General features: G+C 71.3%; 22 protein-coding genes. 10 read left to right on the top strand and 12 right to left on the bottom strand.

What is annotated here, in order from left to right; translation table 11 throughout:
* Positions 1–80 precede the first annotated feature (80 nt).
* Together KBX34_RS12370 and KBX34_RS12365 are read right to left on the bottom strand one after the other, a co-directional pair.
* A complete protein-coding gene (locus KBX34_RS12370; protein ID WP_088950012.1) occupies positions 81–338 on the bottom strand; it encodes a WhiB family transcriptional regulator in 258 nt (85 codons plus the stop codon).
* Positions 339–786: 448 nt separating this feature from the next.
* The gene (locus tag KBX34_RS12365) at positions 787–1,737 is read right to left on the bottom strand and encodes a diacylglycerol kinase family protein (RefSeq protein WP_088950011.1); all 951 of its coding nucleotides are present in this window, start codon (positions 1,735–1,737) and stop codon (positions 787–789) included.
* Positions 1,738–1,780: 43 nt separating this feature from the next.
* Between KBX34_RS12365 and KBX34_RS12360 the strand changes: the two genes are divergently transcribed.
* Entirely contained in the window at positions 1,781–2,170 is a 390-nt protein-coding gene (locus tag KBX34_RS12360) for a hypothetical protein (protein WP_088950010.1), read from the top strand.
* 48 nt (positions 2,171–2,218) lie between these two features.
* On the opposite strand, the gene KBX34_RS12355 is transcribed toward KBX34_RS12360, so the two are convergent.
* Genes KBX34_RS12355 through sodN form a run of 3 tightly spaced genes read right to left on the bottom strand, consistent with a single transcriptional unit; the run spans position 2,219 to position 3,581 of the window.
* The gene (locus KBX34_RS12355) at positions 2,219–2,626 is read right to left on the bottom strand and encodes an ATP-binding protein (protein WP_099848352.1); all 408 of its coding nucleotides are present in this window, start codon (positions 2,624–2,626) and stop codon (positions 2,219–2,221) included.
* Between the two features lie 32 nt (positions 2,627–2,658).
* Positions 2,659–3,180, bottom strand: coding sequence for a GNAT family N-acetyltransferase (locus KBX34_RS12350; RefSeq protein WP_088950008.1), 522 nt, complete (start codon positions 3,178–3,180; stop codon positions 2,659–2,661).
* Entirely contained in the window at positions 3,177–3,581 is a 405-nt protein-coding gene (gene sodN, locus KBX34_RS12345; RefSeq protein WP_099848348.1) for a superoxide dismutase, Ni, read from the bottom strand. Before sodN ends, KBX34_RS12350 begins: the two co-directional genes overlap by 4 nt.
* 69 nt (positions 3,582–3,650) lie before the next feature.
* Between sodN and KBX34_RS12340 the strand changes: the two genes are divergently transcribed.
* The 3 genes from KBX34_RS12340 (at position 3,651) to KBX34_RS12330 (ending at position 6,586) form a co-directional block, all read left to right on the top strand.
* On the top strand, positions 3,651–4,016 hold the full coding sequence (locus KBX34_RS12340; protein ID WP_172862103.1) for a S24/S26 family peptidase: 366 nt from the start codon (positions 3,651–3,653) through the stop codon (positions 4,014–4,016).
* 143 nt (positions 4,017–4,159) lie between these two features.
* A complete protein-coding gene (locus KBX34_RS12335) occupies positions 4,160–5,338 on the top strand; it encodes an NADP-dependent malic enzyme (RefSeq protein ID WP_141911006.1) in 1,179 nt (392 codons plus the stop codon).
* A gap of 285 nt (positions 5,339–5,623) precedes the next feature.
* Positions 5,624–6,586 (top strand): zinc-binding dehydrogenase, encoded by a 963-nt coding sequence (locus tag KBX34_RS12330; RefSeq protein WP_088950004.1) that lies wholly within the window; start codon positions 5,624–5,626, stop codon positions 6,584–6,586.
* 110 nt (positions 6,587–6,696) lie between these two features.
* On the opposite strand, the gene KBX34_RS12325 is transcribed toward KBX34_RS12330, so the two are convergent.
* Both KBX34_RS12325 and KBX34_RS12320 read right to left on the bottom strand, forming a co-directional pair.
* A complete protein-coding gene (locus KBX34_RS12325; protein ID WP_210794440.1) occupies positions 6,697–7,665 on the bottom strand; it encodes a dienelactone hydrolase family protein in 969 nt (322 codons plus the stop codon).
* 97 nt (positions 7,666–7,762) lie between these two features.
* Entirely contained in the window at positions 7,763–8,812 is a 1,050-nt protein-coding gene (locus tag KBX34_RS12320) for an aldo/keto reductase (protein ID WP_210925054.1), read from the bottom strand.
* A 90-nt stretch (positions 8,813–8,902) separates the two neighbouring features.
* Here KBX34_RS12320 and KBX34_RS12315 point away from each other — a divergent pair, with 90 nt between their 5' ends.
* On the top strand, positions 8,903–9,295 hold the full coding sequence (locus tag KBX34_RS12315) for a MerR family transcriptional regulator (protein WP_088950001.1): 393 nt from the start codon (positions 8,903–8,905) through the stop codon (positions 9,293–9,295).
* Positions 9,296–9,307: 12 nt separating this feature from the next.
* Here the strand turns inward: KBX34_RS12315 and KBX34_RS12310 are convergent, their stop codons facing one another.
* Positions 9,308–10,201 (bottom strand): alpha/beta hydrolase, encoded by an 894-nt coding sequence (locus KBX34_RS12310; protein ID WP_210925052.1) that lies wholly within the window; start codon positions 10,199–10,201, stop codon positions 9,308–9,310.
* A 157-nt stretch (positions 10,202–10,358) separates the two neighbouring features.
* Between KBX34_RS12310 and KBX34_RS12305 the strand changes: the two genes are divergently transcribed.
* A complete protein-coding gene (locus KBX34_RS12305) occupies positions 10,359–10,532 on the top strand; it encodes a hypothetical protein (protein WP_179780819.1) in 174 nt (57 codons plus the stop codon).
* A 2-nt stretch (positions 10,533–10,534) separates the two neighbouring features.
* Complete coding sequence (locus tag KBX34_RS12300; RefSeq protein ID WP_210925050.1) at positions 10,535–11,152, top strand: hypothetical protein; 618 nt, start codon at positions 10,535–10,537, stop codon at positions 11,150–11,152.
* 7 nt (positions 11,153–11,159) lie between these two features.
* Here the strand turns inward: KBX34_RS12300 and KBX34_RS12295 are convergent, their stop codons facing one another.
* From KBX34_RS12295 to KBX34_RS12285, 3 genes are all read right to left on the bottom strand, one after another.
* Positions 11,160–12,275 carry an acetate/propionate family kinase gene (locus KBX34_RS12295; RefSeq protein WP_099848331.1) on the bottom strand — a complete coding sequence of 372 codons (1,116 nt, stop codon included), beginning with the start codon at positions 12,273–12,275 and terminating at the stop codon, positions 11,160–11,162.
* Complete coding sequence (gene pta, locus KBX34_RS12290; RefSeq protein WP_088949997.1) at positions 12,272–14,341, bottom strand: phosphate acetyltransferase; 2,070 nt, start codon at positions 14,339–14,341, stop codon at positions 12,272–12,274. Before pta ends, KBX34_RS12295 begins: the two co-directional genes overlap by 4 nt.
* Before the next feature lie 76 nt (positions 14,342–14,417).
* Positions 14,418–15,110 (bottom strand): TetR/AcrR family transcriptional regulator, encoded by a 693-nt coding sequence (locus KBX34_RS12285; RefSeq protein ID WP_099848328.1) that lies wholly within the window; start codon positions 15,108–15,110, stop codon positions 14,418–14,420.
* A 102-nt stretch (positions 15,111–15,212) separates the two neighbouring features.
* On the opposite strand from KBX34_RS12285, the gene KBX34_RS12280 reads away from it, so the two are divergent.
* From KBX34_RS12280 to KBX34_RS12270, 3 genes are all read left to right on the top strand, one after another.
* Positions 15,213–16,331, top strand: coding sequence for an NAD(P)/FAD-dependent oxidoreductase (locus KBX34_RS12280; protein ID WP_210794428.1), 1,119 nt, complete (start codon positions 15,213–15,215; stop codon positions 16,329–16,331).
* Positions 16,332–16,457: 126 nt separating this feature from the next.
* Positions 16,458–17,123, top strand: a complete 666-nt coding sequence (locus tag KBX34_RS12275; RefSeq protein ID WP_210794426.1) for a hypothetical protein — start codon at positions 16,458–16,460, stop codon at positions 17,121–17,123.
* Positions 17,116–19,278 carry a bifunctional polysaccharide deacetylase/glycosyltransferase family 2 protein gene (locus KBX34_RS12270; protein WP_210794424.1) on the top strand — a complete coding sequence of 721 codons (2,163 nt, stop codon included), beginning with the start codon at positions 17,116–17,118 and terminating at the stop codon, positions 19,276–19,278. Before KBX34_RS12275 ends, KBX34_RS12270 begins: the two co-directional genes overlap by 8 nt.
* A gap of 94 nt (positions 19,279–19,372) precedes the next feature.
* On the opposite strand, the gene KBX34_RS12265 is transcribed toward KBX34_RS12270, so the two are convergent.
* Positions 19,373–19,552, bottom strand: a complete 180-nt coding sequence (locus KBX34_RS12265) for a DUF6104 family protein (RefSeq protein ID WP_088949992.1) — start codon at positions 19,550–19,552, stop codon at positions 19,373–19,375.
* Positions 19,553–19,657: the final 105 nt, after the last annotated feature.

Here is a 19,657-nt window from a genome sequence, read left to right as displayed (position 1 = left end):
GCCGGCGCGGTGATCCTGTGTCGGACAGCGGAACGCCCCGATGGGTGAACCCACCGGGGCGTACAGCTGTGTGTTGGGGATCAGGCGGAGTGAGCGCGCAGCACCCGGAGACCGCCGCGCCGCTTGACAGCGCGCCGCTCCTCCTCGCTCATTCCGCCCCAGACGCCAGCGTCCTGACCAGACTCGAGTGCCCACTGCAGGCACTGGTCGGTCACGGAGCAGCGCCTGCAGACGGCCTTTGCCTGCTCGACCTGCAGGAGAGCCGGTCCGGACGTCCCGATCGGGAAGAACAGCTCCGGGTCCTCGTCGCGGCAGACACTATGGTGACGCCAGTCCATGGCGGCAACACTCCTCATTCTGGATGGGTGGCAACAATTGCTTGGTCGTGCTTTTCCTATATGCATCCGCGTGCCGATGGTGACAGTTAGCGTCCGACCATTCGGCAGTGCGTGAGCAGGCAGTTAGTGCCGGGGACCTGCTGGAACAGCTCAACCTGACGAGCATATCCAGGCAATGTCCCGGTAACTCAAGTTCGCTTGTGAATACTTTCACGAACGCTCGTGATGTCAAGGGTGACGCTCGGAAAAACTCCGGGCGGTGAGCAAGCCCACAACCCATTTGTCCGGGTTCCAGTGCTTTCCTGGTTACCCGCCGTGCCACAGTCGAGGATCAATATAGTACAGTCCGCGTGACATTGCTGACATTTCCGGCACCTGCCCCTCGGTGTGGCGGTGATCGGCCGGTGTGGCTGCGGTCACCGTGTCGACCTACGGCAGTACCCGAGACCTAGCAGATTACTCTCAGTGCGGCGGGAACGGAGGTGAATCTGACTTTTTCCCGTTCGCCGAGATAGTCGCCGTCCAGCTGGAACGCCTGCGGACGACTGGAGAGCAGGGTGAACTCCGCCGTGTCATGGAGTCGTAACACCTGCCGACCTCGTGGATCAGGCTGCCGACCCAGGAACTGTGTCACTGTCCGTGTTGTGCTAGCCACCCGGAGCTGACGCAGTGCCAGCACATCGAGCCCGAGGTCGAACGACGCGGACGGGTTCGGGTTGACCTCCCGGTCGCCCAGGTACGTCCACGGCGCCGTGTTCTGGATGATGACGGTGGCCAGCTCCGCCTCCGCCTGCTCGCCCGGGCGCTCCAACGTGATCGCCGGATGCCGGCGGTCCGAGGCGAAGAAGTACTGGTTCATGATCGAGCGCAGGTAGAGCGACGGCGTGGACACCCGCCCCTTGCGCCGGGCCTGCTCCACCCGGTGGATCACCGCGGCGTCCAGGCCGAACCCGGCGCAGAAGGTGAAGTAGCGGTCGTCCGCAAGGCCCAGCCCGACCGTCCGGCTCCGACCCAGCCGCAGCCCTTCCAGGATCATGCTGGTCGCCTCCGGCCACTCCCGGGGCAGACCCACGGCGCGGGCGAAAACGTTTGTGGAGCCGCCCGGAACGGTCGCCAGCGCCGGCAGTCGCTCGGCCATCGGGGCGTCGTCGGCACCGGTCGGCGGGTCGGCCGTCATCAGGCCGTTCACCACCTCGTTCACCGTGCCATCGCCACCCAGGGTGACGACCAGGTCGACCCCCTCCGCGGCGGCCTCCCGGGCCAACGCCATGGCGTGCCCGCGTCGGCGGGTGTAGCGCACACTGAGGTCGACTTCGCTGCGCAGCGCCCGGACAAGCACGTCCCGGCTGCGTTCGCTGGTGGTGGTGGCCTTTGGATTGACCACCAGGACGGCCCGCATGGGCGGCACTGTACCTCCCGAAAGCCCGGGTATCGTGGCGCGCGTGACCATCGACTCGGCCCCGTTTCCCGTCACGCTCCGCTGGGCGGTCCGGTTGCTGTGGGCGGAGGCCGCCGTCGTCGGGTTGATCGCCGTGTGGCTGATCTGGGCCGACCTCACGGCCACCACCACCGATCTGCTGTCGGCGCTGCTGGTGACGGTGTTCGCCATTGGGGCTGCGGTGGTGCTCTGGGCGCTGGGCCGGGCCCTGCTGCGCCTCCAGGCGGGCGCACGGGCCCCCGCGATCGTGCTCCAGCTCATGCTGCTGCCCATCGGGTGGTTCATGATTCAGGCCGGGCTGGCCTGGCTGGGTGTGCCGTTGATGGCGCTCGGCCTGGGCGTGGGCTGGCTGCTGGTCAGCCCTCCGACGACTCGGGCGCTCGGCTTCGAGTGACTGATGGCACGCGCCGGTAAGTGACCCGGCCGGCGTGTGCCGGGTCGGTCAGTAACTGCCGGAGCGGCGGGTGAGCAGCGCGATCGTGGCCCGACCGTCGGCGGCCGTGGCCGATGCCGAGGTGGTCAGCGCGGTGAGCACCTTCCAGGCGAAGGACGACTCGCCGGGCAGCGTGGCGCCCCGCACGGTCGGCACTGTCACCTCGACGGTCAGCGCGTCCTCGGTGACCGCGAAGCGGCACTCCAGCTCGGCGTCGCGGGTGGCGATGGCGAGCAGCATTGCGCACGCCTCGTCGACCGCGATCCGGAGATCCTCGATCTCGTCGAGCGCGAACTGCAACCGGGCCGCCAGACCGGCGGTGGCGGTGCGGAGCACGCCGAGGTAACCGCCGTCGGCGGGCACCGTGAGGTGCACCACGTCGTCGTCGGTTGCTGCCTGGCCAGTCAGTTGAGTCACGCCTCATCCCCCCGGTCGGGGACTCTACCCGGTCAGTCGCCCGTACGCGTGCCGACGTTGGTGGCCTGGCCGGCCAACCGGCTCAGGGCGTCCCCGCTGAGTCGGTAGGGGACCCACTCGCTCATCTGCTCCGCCCCGATCGAGGCGTAGAACCCGGCGGCCGGGTTCCAGTTGATCATCCACCACTCCAGTCGCCGGTATCCGCGTCGTACGCAGATGTCGGCCAGGGTGGCGAGCAGCAGCCGACCGGCCCCGGAGCCGCGAGCGGCCGGCCGGACGTAGAGATCTTCCAGGTAGATGCCGTGCACCCCGGCCCAGGTGGAGAAGTTGAGGAACCACAGCGCGAAGCCGATCGGCTCGTCGCGCTCGTCCACCGCGACGTGCCCGAAGAGCGCCGGAACAGTCGCGAACAGGGCCGAGGTCAGTTGGTCGACGCTCAGGTGGCACTGCTCCGGGGCACGTTCGTACTCCGCCAGCTCGTGCACCATGGCGACGACGGCCGGTACGTCCTCGGGACGTACCGGCCGGATCGTCGGGATGACCGGGGTGGTCACGCCTTCTTGGTCTCCCAGAAGATCTTCGAGATCTCGTCGATCTTCCCGAGCAGCTTGTCGGCGGTGGCCGGGTCGAGGCTGCCCTTGACGCCACCGGCGCCGGCGAGCTTGGTGGCCTCGTTGAACAGGGTGTGCAGGTTCGGGTACTTCTCGAAGTGCGGCGCCTTGAAGTAGTCGGTCCAGAGCACCCACAGGTGGTGCTTGACCAGCTCGGCGCGCTGCTCCTTGATGATGATGGCGCGGGTGCGGAACTCCGGGTCGGTGTTCGCCTGGTACTTCTCGCAGATCATTTTGACCGATTCGGCCTCGATCCGAGCCTGAGCCGGATCGTAGACACCGCACGGCAGGTCGCAGTGAGCGCTCGCGGTGACGCGGGGCGCAAGGATGCGCGGAAGTCGCATCGGGATCCTCCATGGGAAGTTTGCGATGATCAAAGGCGACATTACTCCTGGGAATGCTCCCCGAACCGGGTGGAGGTGAAACCAGTGGGCACCGATCACCCGGGTGAGGCGGCCCGCTTGCGGAGACCGCTCACCGCCGTTCTGGTGACCGGACCGTCCATGGCACCGACGCTGCGCCACGGCGACGCGGTGCTGGTACGCCCCGGTGGCCGCCCGATCCGACCCGGGGACGTGGTGGTCGCGGTCTTCCGGACCCGTCCCGAGCTGCTGGTGGTGAAGCGCGCGGTCCGGCCGCAGGACGGCGGCTGGTGGCTGCACGGGGACAACGACCTGATCACCGACGACTCCCGGGCGTACGGGGTGGCCGACGTGCGGGGGCGGGTGGTGGCCCGTTACTGGCCGCGTCCGGGGAGGGTTCCTCGTCGGCGGATATGACCCTGCTCACATCCGACGGGCAGTGCCGACACTATGCTCGGAAAGTGCCCGGGTGACCCCCCGCACAGCGTGCCACCGCTCGCCGCCCACCTCGCGGCAGGGCCGGCCGCCCCGTCTGCTCGACAGATACTGGAGTCACCACCATGTCTTCGTCCACCGTGGACCCCGCTGATCCCGTCTTCCTGCTGCACCGGGGCGGCAAGATGGCCGTCGCCTCGACCGTGCCGCTCACCAGCCGGGAAGACCTCTCCCTGGCGTACACCCCGGGGGTGGCCCGGGTGTGTGAGGCGATCGCCGCCGACCCCGACCTGGCCGACGACTACACCTGGGCGGCGCACGCCGTCGCGGTGGTCACCGACGGCTCGGCGGTGCTCGGGCTCGGCAACATCGGCCCGCGCGCGGCGCTGCCGGTGATGGAGGGCAAGGCGGTGCTGTTCAAGCAGTTCGGCGGGGTGGACGCGGTGCCGATCTGTCTGGACACCCAGGACGTGGACGAGATCGTCGCCGTGGTGCGGGCGCTGGCTCCGTCGTTCGGCGGGATCAACCTGGAGGACATCAGCGCGCCGCGCTGCTTCGAGGTGGAGCGCCGGCTCGACGAGGCGCTGGACATCCCGGTCTTCCACGACGACCAGCACGGCACGGCGATCGTGGTGCTCGCCGCGCTGCGCAACGCGGCCACTCTGCTCAACCGCAAGCTGGGTGACCTGCGGGTCGCGGTGAGCGGTGCGGGCGCGGCCGGGGTGGCCGTGACGAAGATGCTGATCGCCGGGGGTGTGAACCCCGACCAGGTGGTGGTCTGCGACTCCAAGGGGATCATCGGCCGGCACCGCACCGAGCTGACCGGCACCAAGGCCGAGCTGGCGGCGAGCACCAACGCCGACGGTCGCCACGGCGACATCACCGAGGCGCTGCGCGGCGCGGACGTGCTGATCGGGGTCTCCGGTGGGCAGATCCCCGAGAGCGCGGTGGCCGGCATGGCACCCGACGGGATCGTGTTCGCACTGGCCAACCCGACCCCGGAGGTGCACCCCGAGGTGGCCGCCCGGCACGTCGCGGTGGTCGCCACCGGGCGCAGTGACTACCCCAACCAGATCAACAACGTGCTGGCCTTCCCCGGGGTGTTCCGCGGCGCGCTCGACGCCGGCGCCACCCGGATCACCGAGGCGATGAAGGTCGCCGCCGCGGACGCCATCGCCGGCGTGGTGGCCGAGTCGCTGACCGTCGACGCGATCGTCCCGTCTCCGCTCGACCCGCGCGTCGCGCCGGCCGTGGCCGAGGCGGTCGCCGAGGCAGCCCGCCGCGACGGCGTCGCCCGCCGCTGAGGACGCACGGGCCGGGGGAGCGCAGCATGCGCCGCCGGTGTGTGCGCACGCATGGGCCGGGGGCGCTTCGGCGCAGCATGCGCCGCCGGTGTGTGCGCACGCATGGGCCGGGGGCGCTCCGGCGCGGCTTGCGCCGCCGGTGTGTGTGCGCACGCATGGGCCGGGGGCGCTCCGGCGCGGCTTGCGTCGCCGGTGTGTGCGCACGCATGGGCCGGGGGCGCTCCGGCGCAGCATGCGCCGCCGGCCTGTGCGCACGGCTTCTTAACGGGCGCTCAGCTTGTTACCGTGCCGATCATGCGTGCTGCCTTCGCCTCCCGCTTCAACGACGCCGACCCGCTCACCGCGCTCACTGTCGGTGAGCAGCCCGAGCCGACCCACCCGGCCGACGACTGGGTGACCGTGCAGTTGCGCGCCACCTCGCTCAACCACCACGACCTCTGGTCATTGCGCGGGGTGGGCCTTACCGAGGCCCAGCTGCCGATGATCCTCGGCTGCGACGCGGTCGGGCTGGACCCGGAGGGACGCCCGGTGGTCGTGTACCCGGTGGTCGTCACCCCCGGTGACCCGCGCGGGGTCTCCATCCTTTCCGAGCACTTCGCCGGGACGCTCGCCGAGCGGGTCGCCGTACCCCGGTCGAACCTGATCCCGCTGCCCGACGGCATGTCGGCGACCGACGCGGCGTGCCTGCCCACGGCCTGGCTGACCGCGTGGCGGATGCTGACCACCAAGGGCCGTGTCGCGGACGCCGACAGCGTGCTGGTGCAGGGCGCGGGCGGTGGCGTCGCCACCGCGGCCGTCGCGCTCGCCGTCGCGATGGGCAAGCGGGTGTACGCGACCAGCCGCGACGCCGCCAAGCGGGAACGGATCTCCGCCCTCGGCGCCACCGCCGTGGAACCCGGTGCCCGGCTGCCGGAACGGGTCGACGTGGTGATCGAGACCGTCGGTGCGGCCACCTTCGACCACTCGCTGAAGTCGGCCGCACCGATGGCCCGGATCGTGGTCTCCGGGGCGACCGCCGGGCACCAGCCGGCGGTCAACCTGCGCCGGCTCTTCGCGATGCAGTTGGAGATCCTGGGCACGTCGATGGGCACGCCGGGGGAGCTGTACGAGCTGCTGGCGTTCTGTTCCGAGAACGAGGTGCGCCCGGTGGTGGACAGCGTGGTGCCGTTCAGTCGCGTCGAGGATGCCTTCGCCCGGCTGCACTCCGGCGACGCCTTCGGCAAGATCGTCATCGACCACACAGCCTGACGCTGCCGTCATGATCCGCGCAACATCAGGGAAAGTGCTGCCTCGGGGCGCGCTGAGGCAGCAACATCACTGATGTTGCGGGGATCTTCGCCGTTTTCGGCCTGGTCGGGTCAGAGGTGATCGTCGAAGGTGGCTATGTCGCCGCGTGTTGCGTCGGTGGGGATGCGCTTCCTGGCCGCCGGGTCGCCGTAGAGCGACCAGCGCAGGAACTCGACCGACGTGTCCGAGACGACCCGCAGCGTGGCGCCGTCGCTGAGCAGCGCCCGCCCGTGGTCGCCCTTGGGCAGGCTCAGCATCGCCTTCGGCCAGGGCACCTTGTCGTACGCGGCCTTGCCCGCCGCGTACTCGACCACCTCGTCCAACTCGCCGTGCACGAACAGTTGCGGCGCGGCCGCGCCGGCGAACGCGGTGCCCACACCGAGCGCCGTGCCGGCGAACACCACACCCGCGTCCAGCCGCTCGTCCCTGCTCGCGGTGAACAGACCGATGGTGGTCACCCCGCCCGCCGAGTGCCCGGCCGCGGCCACCCGCTCGCCGTCCAACCGGCCGCGCAACGCGTCGCCGGCCTTGCCGTCCAACGCCAGCACCTGATCCAACGCGTACGACACGTCAGCCGGTTGGTTGAGCACGTCGAGGACGTTGTTGTCCGCGCCCCGGGAGGTGTGCGGGAACGTCGGCGCGGCCACCACGAAACCCGCCGCCGCCCAGCGGGTCAGCAGCGTGGCGTAGTCGTCCGGCCGCCCACCCAGACCGTGACTGAACATCACCACGGGGAACCGGCCCTCCGCCGCCGCCGCCGACCGCTTGGCAGCGCCGCCGGACTGCCCGGCCGCCGGGTACCAGAGCGTCGTCGGCAGCGCGCGGCCGTCCCGGTCCAGCTTCAGTTGGCGTACGCCGACCGCGAAGGCGCGCTGCGGGGCCTTTCCGGCGGGGACCTGCGGTGTCGGCGTGGCGGCGGCCTTCGGCTCGACCGGCGGTGCCTGCCCGCTCTGACTCGGGCGGGTGTCCGCTGAGCAGCCGACCAGACCGGCCATCAGCACGGTGCTGGCCATCAGTGCGGGAGTGACGCGACGCGACATGAATCCAATTGTGCCCTGCCCGGCGGACCCGCCTGGCGGGCTTCGGCGCGCTGTGCCCACCCGATCACCGACCGCTGCGTCCCGGCGTCAGGCTCACTCAGGCCGCAGCACGGTCGGCGAGGGGGCGTCGCCGCAGCGCCGTGTCGGTCAGGGCACGCTGCCGGAAGGCGGCGTTCGGGTTGTACAGGTTGGTGCCGGGCGGCACTATCTCGTCGATCCGGTCGAGGGTCGCGTCGTCCAGGGTGAGCGCGGCGCCCTTGAGCAGGTCCTCCAGTTGCGGCATGGTCCGCGGTCCGATGATCGCCGAGGTGACGGCCGGATGGGCCACGGTGAAGGCGATGGCGAGCTGTGGAAGCGTGCAGCCGATGCTGGCCGCGAGGTCGACGAGCTGCTCGACGGCGTCGAGCTTGGCGGCGTTCTCGGCGATCGTGGGATCGAACTGCGCCGGCCGCAGGGCGGCACGCCCGGCCGACAGGTCGACGGGCTGGTCCCTGCGGTACTTCCCGCTGAGAAACCCGAAGGCGAGCGGGCTCCAGACCAGCACCCCCATGCCGTAGCGCCGGCAGACCGGCAGGGTCGAGGCTTCGACGCCGCGAGCCAGGATCGAGTATGGCGGCTGCTCGGTGCGCAGGCGTCCGAGGCCGCGGCGCTCGGAGACCTGGTGTGCCTCGACGATCTCCTCGGCGGGAAACGTCGAGCAGCCGAAGGCGCGGATCTTGCCCTCGCGGACGAGGTCGGTGAGCACCGAGAGTGTCTCCTCGATGTCGGTCGAGGGGTCGGGACGGTGCACCTGGTAGAGGTCGATCCAGTCGGTGTCCAAGCGCCGGAGGCTCCCCTCGACCGCCTTGAGGATCCAGCGCCGCGAGTTGCCACCCTGGTTGGGGCCCTCGCCCATCGGGAAGTGCACCTTGGTGGCGAGCACGACGTCGTCGCGGCGCCCGCGCAGCGCCTTGCCCACGATCTGTTCGGACTCGCCGCGGCCGTACATGTCGGCGGTGTCGACGACGTTGATGCCCTGGTCGAGGGCGGAGTGGACGATGCGGACGCAGTCGTCGTGGTCGGGGTTTCCGACGGCACCGAACATCATGGTCCCGAGGCAGTGGGTGCTCACCTCGATGCCGGTGCCGCCGAGGGTGCGATAGCGCATGCCGATGCTCCTAGGTGTCTCTCAGTGGTGATCACCTGGACCGTAGGAGCTAGAGTCGGCTCTAGGTCAACCCTCGCTACCCTGCTCGGCATGGCTGAGGTCACCGCGAGTCTGAGCATCGGGCAGGTCGCCGAACGCACCGGCTTGAGCGTGCACGCGCTCCGCTTCTACGAGCAGCAGGGTGTCTTCGTCAGCCCCGTACGCCGTGGGCCCGCCGGGCGTCGCGTCTACAGCCAGGACGACGTCGACTGGCTGAGCATCTGCATCATCCTCCGCGCCTCCGGCATGCCGCTGCCCGCGCTCCGCCGCTACGCCGACCTTGTTCGCGAGGGCGAGGGCAACGAGGAGGAACGACTCGCGCTCCTGCGCGAGCACCACGGGCGCGTCACCGACCAGCTCGGCCGGCTCGCCCAGTGCCTGGATCTGATCACCTTCAAGGTCGGGGTGTACGAGGATCTGCTCGACCAGAACCGTCAGGAGTGACGCGCCCGGGCATCAGTGGGCGGGACGGAACTCGTAGCGGGTCAGGGGAGTGCGGGCGTCGGCCGGGAGACGGGCTCCCGCCGCCTTGTCGCCGTACAGCGTCCAGCGCAGGAAGTCGGTGGTGGTGGCGAGGACCGGGGCGAAACCCGGATGGCCCGGCGTGAGGTACGCGCCGTGGTCCTGGCCGAGCAGGCTGAGGAACGCGGCCGGGCCGGGGGTACGCCCGTAGGCCGCCCGTCCGACCGTCAGCGGCACCACGGCGTCGGCTGTGCCGTGCACGAAGAGCACCGGCGCGACCGGCCCCGCGAAGCTGCCGGGCAACCCGCCCCCGGCGATCACGATCCCGGCGCGTAACCGGGCCGGGTGCCCCTCGCTGAACATGCCGGAGGTGGTGAAACCGCCCGCCGAGTGCCCTGCGGCGCCGATCGACGTCAGGTCCAGGTGACCGGCGAGCGGATCCTCGCGGTTGCGGTCGAGCCGCCCGAGGTGCCGGATCAGCCGCCACGCGTCGGCCGGCTGGTTGCGGACGTCGGCCCGGGTGAAGTGGGCGGCGCCCTGCCGGGTGTGCGGGTACGCGGGAGCGGCCACCACGAACCCCGCCGCCGCCCAGCGGGTGGTCAGGCCGGCGTGCAGATCGGGGCGGCTGCCCAGCCCGTGGCTGTAGACCACCACCGGGAACCGCCCGGCCGCCACCCTGTCCGCCGATGCCGGGAACCAGATCGTCACCGGCAGTGGGCGCGCCGAGCGCGGATCGAGGGTGAGCGTACGCACGCCGACGGCGTACGACCCCTCGGGCGCCCGACGCGCCGACACCGGCCCGGTGGCCTCGTCGATCGTGGCGGTGGCCGGCGCGCAACCAGCCAGCAGTGCCGTCACCAGTACGGCGACCAGCCGTCGCGCCCCCATGGTTCCACGGTAGGTGCCCGAGTGTGCGCAACGACCCCGCCGACCGGCCCGGCTGTGCCCGCCACCCGGTCGGGTCCGCTCCGCCGGGCGGGTCGACCCGAGCGGGCGGTGCGGGCGGGGGCGGTGCGTCTGGACCGGCTTCGCTAGGGTCACCGGCATGCCTGAGAACTACACCGACCCCAGTGGCAACACCGAGGCGTTCCGCGCGTTCAGCCAGACGCCGGAGGCCGCCGCGCCAGCGGAGTCGCCGTCCCGCCTGCCGCTGATCATCGGCGCGGCGGTCGTCGTGGTCGTGCTGGTCGCCCTCGTCGCCTGGCTCGCGACGAGCTGAGGGTGCCGGACCGGGCCGACGCGCCCAGCCAACGGCCGGCGGACGACCCGTCGGCGTCCCTGCTGACCAGGCTCCGGAGCATCCGCCGCGGTCCGGCCGTCATGGGCGTCCTGCTCCTGCTCACCAGCCTCGCGTACGCGACAAGCGTCGCCGGTTACAAGTGGCACCTGCACACCAAGGCTGAGCGGTTACGGGCCGAGGGCGTGCCGGTTCTGGCTGACGTGAGCGACCGCCGGGACACCACCGGACGTGGCGGCGGCACCGACACCATCCAGGTCGGATACGACTACGAGGGTGTCCGGTACTCCGAGCGGATCCTCTGTGGCTCGGCCGGCGGCTGCATGGAGGAACCGCCGGCGGTGCTGCGGGTGTGGGTCGACCCGGTGCACCCCGAGGAGTTCCTCGCCGAGAACGGCAACACCGATGATTCGGTCTTCGTCCTCAACGCCTGGGGCGGCATCCCCTTCGGTCTGGCCTTCGCCGTGATCGGTGGGAGCATGGTCTGGTCGGCCACCCTGCCGGACCGGGCTTCCGGCCCGACGCGGGCCAGACGTGGGCCTGGCCGGGACCGGGTCCGCCGTACCGTCAGTGCCCGGCGTCGGCGCAACGCCCGCCGCTGACGCGTCGTCAGCCCCGCGCGACCACGTCCCGGGTCTGCCGGGCGATCTCCCGTTCCTCGTCGGTGCGGATGACACAGACACTCACCTCGGCGCCGTCGGGTGAGATCACCCGGTCGCCCTCGCCGCCGTTGCGGACATCGTCGACGGCGATGCCGAGCCGGTCCAGGCCGGCCAGCGCGGCAGCCCGGACCGGCGCCGCGTGTTCGCCGACCCCGGCGGTGAAGGTGATCGCGTCGACGTGGCCGAGCAGCGCGTAGTACGCCCCGACGTAGCCGGTGATGCGCCGGCAGTACACGTCGAAGGCCAGCTCCGCCGCCCGGTCACCGGCCGCCCGGCGCTGGAGTACCTCGCGCATGTCGTTCACGCCGGTCAACCCGAGCAGACCGCTGCGGTGGTTGAGCAGGTCGTCGATCTCGTCGACCGACAGCCCGCCCTCCCGGCGCAGGTGGAAGATCACCGTGGGGTCGAGGTCACCGCTGCGGGTGCCCATCACCAGCCCCTGCAACGGGGACATGCCCATCGAGGTGGCGACGCTGCGACCGTTCGCCACCGCGCAGGCGCTCGCCCCGTTGCCCAGGTGCAGGGTGATCGTGTTGAGCTGCTCGTACGGGCGGCCCAGCAGTTGCGCGGTGCGGCGGGACACGTACGCGTGCGAGGTGCCGTGGAAGCCGTACCGGCGGATGCCGTACCGCTCGGCGACCTCGCGGTCGATCGCGTACGTCGCGGCGGCCTCCGGCAGGGTGTGGTGGAACGCGGTGTCGAAGACGGCGACCTGCGGGATGTCCGGCAGCGCCGCGCGGGCCACCTCGATGCCGGCCAGGTTGGCCGGGTTGTGCAGCGGGGCGAGCGGCACCAGGTCCTTGATGGCGGCCAGGACCGCGTCGTCGACCAGCACCGGTGCGCTGAACTTCCGGCCGCCGTGCACCACCCGGTGCCCGACTGCCGTCAGGCCGGTCAGGTCCAGCCCGTCCAGGATCTGCCGGACGGCACTGGCGTGGTCCGCCGGGCCGCCACCGGGCTCACCGACCCGCTCGACGGTGCCGTGGTCGAGCACCTGCTCACCGTCGTAGCGGCGCCACTTCACCGACGACGACCCACAGTTGAGCACCAGCACCCGACTCACGACGCCTCCTCGGTGGCCGCCTGGATGGCGGTGATCGCCACGGTGTTGACGATGTCCGGCACCATGGCGCCGCGGGACAGGTCGTTGACCGGCCGCCGCAGGCCCTGCATTACCGGGCCGACGGCGACCGCCCCGGCCGAGCGCTGCACCGCCTTGTAGGTGTTGTTGCCCGTGTTCAGGTCCGGGAAGATGAAGACTGTGGCGTGCCCGGCGACCGGGCTTCCCGGCAGCTTCGTGGCCGCCACCGCCGGGTCGATCGCCGCGTCGTACTGGATTGGCCCCTCGACCAGCAGGTCGGGCCGGCGTTCGCGGACCAGCGCGGTGGCCGCGGCGACCTTCTCCACGTCCGCGCCGGCACCGGAGCTGCCGGTGGAGTACGACAGCATGGCCACCCGGGGTTCGATGCCGAACCGGGCGGCGGTGTCGGCCGACGAGATCGCGATGTCGGCGAGCTGGGCGGCGTCCGGGTCGCGGTTGACCGCGCAGTCTCCATAGACCAGCACCCGGTCCGCCAGCAGCATGAAGAAGACGCTGGATGCGACCGAGACCTCCGGCACGGTACGGATGATCTCGAACGCCGGTCGGATGGTCGCGGCGGTGGTGTGCGTGGCGCCGGAGACCATGCCGTCGGCTCGTCCGGTCGCCACCATCAGGGTTCCGAAGTAGTTGGGCTGGGCCACGATGTCGTGCGCCAGCTCGGCGGTCATGCCCCGATGGGCGCGCAGCCGCGCGTACTCGGCAGCGAAGTCGTCCCGCCAGTCGCTGGTGACCGGGTCGACCACGTTCGCGTCGCCGAGGTCGATGCCCAGCTCGCGGGTGCGCCGGGTGATGTCGTCCGGTCGGCCCAGCAGCGTCAGCTCGGCCACCCCACGGCGGAGCAGGATCTCCGCCGCGCGCAGGATCCGGTCGTCGGCGCCCTCCGGCAGCACCAGGTGCCGGCGTTGCGAGCGGGCCCGGTCGATCAGCTCGTTCTCGAACATCAGCGGGGTGACCCGGGTCGACCGGCTGACCCGCAACCGGCGGGCCAGGTCGTCGGTGTCCACGCAGCGCTCGAAAGCGCCCAGCGCGGCCTCCACCTTGCGCGGGTTGGCCGCGCTGGGCCGGCCCTCGATCCGGCTGGACGCGGCCACCGTGTCGTAGCTGTCGCTGCGCACGGACAGCACCGCGAGCCCGGTGTTCAGCCCCTCCACCAGCCGCATGGCCCGGGGGTCGGGCTGCTCGCCGAGCGTGAGCACCAGCCCGGCCACCGACACCTGCCCGGCCACGTGCGCGGCGCTCGCGGCGACGAGCAGGTCGGCCCGGTCCCCGGGGGTGATCACCAGGGCGCCCTCGGTGAGGTGGTCCAGCAGGGTCGGCACGTGTGCCGCGCCGACCACGAAGTCGAGCACGTCCCGGCTGAGCGCGGCGTCGTCCCCGGCCAGCAGGGTGGCGTCGAGCGCCGCCGCCACCTCGGCCACCGTCGGCGCCGACACCGTCGGCACCTCCGGGATGGCGTACGCGGGGACCGGCAGGTCGGGCAGCGTCATCGGCCCGGCCACCCGGTTGGCCATCACCGCGAGCACTGTCGCTCCCAGGTCGGCCAGATCGTGGTACGCGCCCCGCATGGCCGCCGCGACGGCCGCCGGCTCCTGCTCGAAACCGTCCACCACCGGCACCACCACACTGCCGAACTCGGTGGCCAGCCGGGCGTTGAAGGCCAGCTCCCGGGGATGGGCCGGGTCACCCGGGTCGTCGAAGTCGCTGCCCACCACGACCACCGCCGGGCACTGCCGCTCGACCGCCCGGTACCGCTCGACGACCCGGGAGATCAGCTCCTCCCGGCGCCCGTCGGCGACGAGCGCCGCCGCCTCGGCGTATGTCATGCCGGTCAGGTCGGCCTCGGGCAGGTCGACCCGGTAGCGGTCGTGCAACAGGGCAAGGATCGGGTCGGGGCCGGTGCCGGAGACCAGCGGCCGGAACACGCCGATCCGCCCGACCTGTCGGGACAACAGCTCCGCCAGCCCGAGGGCGATGGTCGACTTGCCCCCGCCCGAACCGACGCTGGTCAGATACACGCTGCGAGCCACGTACCCACCCTAGAAGATCGCGAGATCCGCCACCCAGGCCCAATGGCCCCCGTCCACCGCCTGATCCGACAGGTGGTCATTTCTGGCGCAGGGCTGCGATGCCGGCCAGGAAGATGTCGATGCCGGCCAGGAACTGCTCACGGTCGTCATGTTCGCGTAGCTGCGTCACCGTCGCGTGCACGAACGGGTACCTGGCGGGGTCCAGTTGCGCCCACTGCGCGGCGGTGGTGTTGAGGAACGCCTGCCGGTCCGCGTCGCTACCAGTGAGGTGCCGGGCGTTCGCGGCGTTCTGCACGGCGACGCCGAGGACGTAGTTCACGAGCGTCCCGGCCGCGTCGAAGCGCGCCTCCTCGGGGACGGCGAGCGCGTCCAGCAGCCTGCCGATGCTCTCGTAGAAGTCCAGTAGCGCGGGCCGCCACGGTTGCCGGGAGAGTTCCGCACCGACCCAGGGGTGGGTGTGGATCGCGTCGAACAGGCCCTGGGCGAGGAGGCGCAGGGTGTCGCGCGGGCCTGCGGCGGTGGCCGTGCCGGACAGGACGCGGGTGATGACGTCATCGGTGGCCGCCGCGAGCAGGTCGCCCTTGTCCGCGACGTGGTGGTAGATCGCGCCGTAGCCGGTCTTCAGGCGAACGGTGAGCGCACGCAGCGTCAGCGCGCTCTCGCCGTCGCTGTCCAGGATCTCGATCGCGGTCTGGATGATCAGCTCCCTGGACAGGCTGTCCGTGCGCCGCCGGGACTGCGCGGATCCGTTCGCCGTTCTCTTTGCCATGCCCCTAGTGTCGCACCCGTTGGATCGCCGCTCCAATCGCGTGTTAACGTCGTTTTGGAGCGGCGATCCAAAAGGGCCGCCCATCAGATCTGGAGGACCACCATGACGACACCGGTCACGATCATCGGAGCAGGTCTGGGCGGCCTGGTGCTGGCCCGCGTGCTGCACGTGCGCGGCGTCCCGTGCACGGTCTACGAGGCGGAGACGTCCCCGGCGACGCGCGCCCAGGGCGGCCTGCTGGACATCCGCGACTACAACGGCCAGCCGGCGCTGGAGATGGCGGGCCTGACCGGGGAGTTCCGCAAACTCATCCTGGAGGGACGTCAGGCGATGCGGATCCTGGACCGGCGCAGGACCCTCCTGCTCGACGTGCCCGACGACGGCACGGGTGGCAGCCCCGAGGTGCAGCGCGGTGAACTGCGGCAGATGCTGCTCGACTCACTTCCCGCCGGCACCGTCCGCTGGGGCCACAAGGTCAGTGGCGTCCGCACCCTCGGCGAGGGCCGCCACGAGGTGTCCTTCGCCGACGGCACTGCCGTCGTCACGAACGTGCTGGTCGGCGCGGACGGCGCCTGGTCCCGGGTCCGACCGTTGCTCTCCGACGCGACACCCGAATACACCGGCTTCTCGTTCATCGAGACCCACCTGTTCGACGGGGATGCCCGGCACCCGACCAGCGCGGAAACCGTCGGCGGCGGAGCGATGATGGTGCTGGAGCCGGGCAGGGGAATCCTGGCCCACCGGGAGCGCGACGGGAACCTGCATACCTGGGTGATGCTCGCCAGGCCGCAGGACTGGTTCGCCACCATCGACTTCACCGACCCCGACGTCGCCACCGCTCGGATCGTGCAGGAGTTCGACGGCTGGGCGCCTGAGCTCACCGCTCTGGTCACCGACGGCGAGACCCCACCGGTCCTGCGCCACATCTTCACCCTGCCCGCCGAGCACCGGTGGGACCGGACGCCCGGGGTGACCCTGCTCGGCGACGCCGCACACCTGGCGGCCCCCAACGGCGAAGGTGCCAACCTGGCCCTGTTGGACGGCGCAGAACTGGGCGAGGCCATCGCCGCGCACCCCGACGACGTGGAGACGGCGCTCGCCGAATACGAGCAGGCAATGTTCGTGCGTAGCGTCGGGGCGAACGCCGAGGGCCCTGACCTTGAGGACATGCTGGGCGACGGCACACCCCACAAGCTGATCAACGCCTTCATTGGCGGCTGACGCTGACCCGTCCGGCTGCCGGCAGGGTGGTGGCGGTGACCCGGCGCGGCCCGACGGTGCGGTCGGCGTCTCATTCAGTGAGCCATCGTCAGAGCTGAGAAAAATTCACGCTTAGACTCCCACCCCATGACCACCCGGGGCTTGAGCAGCGACGATACGCCGACCGGGAAGCTGACGCCGGCAGGCATGGACGGAGTTTCCCGGGCCCGCCCGGCGGCACCGCTCGACGAGCCCACCATGGTGGTCAACCGCTCCGACGGCCCCACCGCGCTGATCGCCGCCGTGCCCCAACCGCCTCCGGTCTTCGTCGACCCCAGCGGCCGACGCCGCTCCCGCCTGCGCTGGCTCGCGTACGTCGTCGGTCTGCTGGGCCTGACCTATACCGGGCTGGTGGCCGTCAGCTTCGCCGGCGGCATGGTGGAGCCGCACACGGTGCTCCCCTTCCTGGACGAGGTCGAGCAGTCCGAACGGCCCCAGTCGCCGCAGGCCGAGGCGATCACCGCCATCCCCGAGCCCTCGACAGCCGTCCCCCGTACGTCGGCGGCCACGGTGGCACCCACCGTCGCCCCGGCTCCCCGTTCGCCTGCCCCCACACGGTCACCGAGCGCCACCCGCCCGGCGAGCGGTGACCCCGCCGGCGTGCCGACCTCGCCCAGCCCAGGGCGGACCACCTCGGCGGCTCCGACACCCGCAGACTCACCCTCGACCGAGGACCCGCCGCCCCCGCCCGAGGAAACCATCGACATCGAGCCCGGCGGTTCCCCCACCGACGGACTCCCCGCGGATGGCTGAGCCGGCGATCACGGCCCGCCGCCGCCGGGCCGTACCGCCACCGCGCTGGGTCCTGCTCGGCATGCTTCTGGCGGTCCTGACCGGCGTGCTCCTGGTCAACGCGTACACCAACGCCTCCTTCACCCCGGACCACCAGCACAGCAACCAGGGGCAACGCGAGGTCCCCACCTCGGTGGTGAACGGGGGGCCGATCATCAGCGCCAACAGCGAGCAGGTCCGCTCCTACCGCCTGCCCGAACGGACCATCGCGCTCACCTTCGACGACGGCCCCGACCCGGTCTGGACCCCCGAGGTTCTGCGCGTCCTGGACGCCCACCAGGTCAAGGGCACGTTCTTCGTGCTGGGTTCGCAGGTCGCCCGGCACCCCGACATGGCCCGCAACCTGGTCGAGGGCAGCCACGAGCTCGGCGTGCACACGTTCACCCACCCCGACCTCAGCGAGCTGTCCGGATGGCGGCGAGACCTGGAGTACGCCCAGACCCAGCTCGCCCTCGCCGCCGTCACCGGCGTGCGCACCTCACTGGTCCGGTTTCCGTACTCCTCGCATGCCGACGCGATCGACAACCAGGACTGGCCGGTGCTGATCGCCGCCGGTGACCTCGGGTATCTGACCGTGCTCAACGACACCGACAGCCAGGACTGGGCGCTGCCCGGCGTCGACAGGATCGTCGAGAACGCCACCCCGGACGGTGCCTCGGGCGCGATCACCCTCTGGCACGACGCCGGCGGTGACCGCGCACAGACCGTCGCCGCCCTCGACCGCTTCATCCCCATGATGAAGGAAAGGGGATACCGCTTCGTCACCGCGACCGAGGGACTGAACCTCGCCTTCGCCGCCGCCGGTGTCGACCACCGGGCGGAATCCGGTGCCGCAGCCACCGCGGGGGACCGCTGGCGCGGCCGGATGCTGGTCTGGGCGGTACGGGGCGCCGACCACGTGCTGAGCGTGTTCGGGATCCTCTTCGTGCTCGTCGGGGTGCTCACGCTGGCGCGTACCGCCGTGCTGTTCCTGCTCGCCGGGCGACACGCCCGGCGCCGTCGGGCCGGGGACTGGACGTGGGGGCCGCCGGTCACCGCGCCGGTGTCGGTGATCGTCCCGGCGTACAACGAGAAGGAGGGGATCGCCGCGGCGGTCCGTTCACTCGCCGGCGGCGACCATCCCGGCGGAATCGAGGTGGTCGTCGTCGACGACGGCTCCACCGACGGGACCGCGGACATCGTCGACGCCCTCCGCCTGCCCAATGTCCGGGTGGTGCGCAAGCCCAACGGTGGCAAACCCAGCGCGTTGAACACCGGCGTGGCGCTGGCCCGGCACGACCTGATCGTCATGGTCGACGGGGACACCGTCTTCGAACCCGACGCCGTCCGTCGGCTCGTGCAGCCCTTCGCCGACCCGCAGGTGGGCGCGGTGGCAGGCAACGTGAAGGTCGGCAACCGGCGCAGTCTGATCGCCAAGTGGCAGCACATCGAGTACGTGATCGGATTCAACCTGGACCGGCGCCTCTACGAGACGCTGCGCTGCATGCCGACGGTGCCCGGGGCGATCGGCGGCTTCCGGCGGCAGGCGCTGCGGTACGCCGGGGGAATGACCGATGACACCCTGGCCGAGGACACCGACGTCACCATGGCGCTCGGCCGGGCCGGCTGGAAGGTCGTCTACGAGGAGACGGCCCGTGCCTGGACCGAGGCGCCGACGAGCATCGGCCAGCTCTGGAAACAGCGCTACCGGTGGAGCTACGGCACCATGCAGGCGATGTGGAAGCATCGCCGCTCCGTGTTCGACAGGGGTGCGTCGGGCCGGTTCACCCGGCGTTGCCTGTTCTTCCTCAGCCTCTTCGGCGTGCTGTTGCCGCTGCTCGCGCCGGTGATCGACCTGCTGGCCCTGTACGGCCTCTTCTTCCTCGACCGGACCGCCACGGCGGTGGCCTGGCTGGTCATGCTCGGCGTGCAGCTGGTCACCGCGGTGGTGGCGTTCCGGCTGGACCGGGAGAAGCTGGGCGTGCTGTGGGTGTTGCCGCTCCAGCAGTTCGTCTACCGGCAGTTGATGTACCTGGTGATGATCCAGGCCGTGGTCACCGCGCTGACCGGCGGCCGGCTGGGCTGGCAGAAACTGCGACGCACCGGCCTGGAACCCGTCGCCTCCCGTACCGGCTGACCGGCAGGCGCCGGCCAGCGGCCAGTTGCCAGCGGCCAGCCGTCAGCCGCCCGTCAGATGCCCAGCCGGGCGGCGCTTCCCGGCACCGGGTGGCTCAGTCCTCGTCGATGTCGTCGAGCCGTGCCAGCCAGGTGGCGAACCGCTCGATCGGCGTCTCGAAGTCGGGGTTGAGGTCGACGAAGTCGCGCAGGCGTTCACCCAGCCACTCCAGGGTCACCTGCTCATCGCCCCGGCGCTCGACCAGCTCCTCGATGCCACGGTCGGTGAAGTACATGGGTACGTCCTCTTACTCGGCCCGGCAGGGCCGGGCGGGTGGTCAAGTGGACCGACGGAGCCGGGGCAGGACCGTGGTGAACGGCCCTGCCCCGGCTCTCGCGGT

This window comes from Micromonospora sp. M61 (assembly GCF_018070245.1).
Lineage (GTDB): Bacteria > Actinomycetota > Actinomycetes > Mycobacteriales > Micromonosporaceae > Micromonospora > Micromonospora zamorensis.
Note: the sequence above shows the minus strand (reverse complement) of the source record. Positions and strands in the feature narration are given on the sequence as shown.

Coding starts and splice junctions, on each gene's coding strand:
- KBX34_RS12370 (WP_088950012.1), bottom strand. CDS start 338: ATGGACTGGCGTCACCATAGTGTCTGCCGCGACGAGGACCCGGAGCTG.
- KBX34_RS12365 (WP_088950011.1), bottom strand. CDS start 1,737: ATGCGGGCCGTCCTGGTGGTCAATCCAAAGGCCACCACCACCAGCGAA.
- sodN (WP_099848348.1), bottom strand. CDS start 3,581: ATGCGACTTCCGCGCATCCTTGCGCCCCGCGTCACCGCGAGCGCTCAC.
- KBX34_RS12335 (WP_141911006.1), top strand. CDS start 4,160: ATGTCTTCGTCCACCGTGGACCCCGCTGATCCCGTCTTCCTGCTGCAC.
- KBX34_RS12325 (WP_210794440.1), bottom strand. CDS start 7,665: ATGTCGCGTCGCGTCACTCCCGCACTGATGGCCAGCACCGTGCTGATG.
- KBX34_RS12320 (WP_210925054.1), bottom strand. CDS start 8,812: ATGCGCTATCGCACCCTCGGCGGCACCGGCATCGAGGTGAGCACCCAC.
- KBX34_RS12315 (WP_088950001.1), top strand. CDS start 8,903: ATGGCTGAGGTCACCGCGAGTCTGAGCATCGGGCAGGTCGCCGAACGC.
- KBX34_RS12310 (WP_210925052.1), bottom strand. CDS start 10,201: ATGGGGGCGCGACGGCTGGTCGCCGTACTGGTGACGGCACTGCTGGCT.
- KBX34_RS12305 (WP_179780819.1), top strand. CDS start 10,359: ATGCCTGAGAACTACACCGACCCCAGTGGCAACACCGAGGCGTTCCGC.
- KBX34_RS12285 (WP_099848328.1), bottom strand. CDS start 15,110: ATGGCAAAGAGAACGGCGAACGGATCCGCGCAGTCCCGGCGGCGCACG.
- KBX34_RS12280 (WP_210794428.1), top strand. CDS start 15,213: ATGACGACACCGGTCACGATCATCGGAGCAGGTCTGGGCGGCCTGGTG.
- KBX34_RS12275 (WP_210794426.1), top strand. CDS start 16,458: ATGACCACCCGGGGCTTGAGCAGCGACGATACGCCGACCGGGAAGCTG.
- KBX34_RS12270 (WP_210794424.1), top strand. CDS start 17,116: ATGGCTGAGCCGGCGATCACGGCCCGCCGCCGCCGGGCCGTACCGCCA.
- KBX34_RS12265 (WP_088949992.1), bottom strand. CDS start 19,552: ATGTACTTCACCGACCGTGGCATCGAGGAGCTGGTCGAGCGCCGGGGC.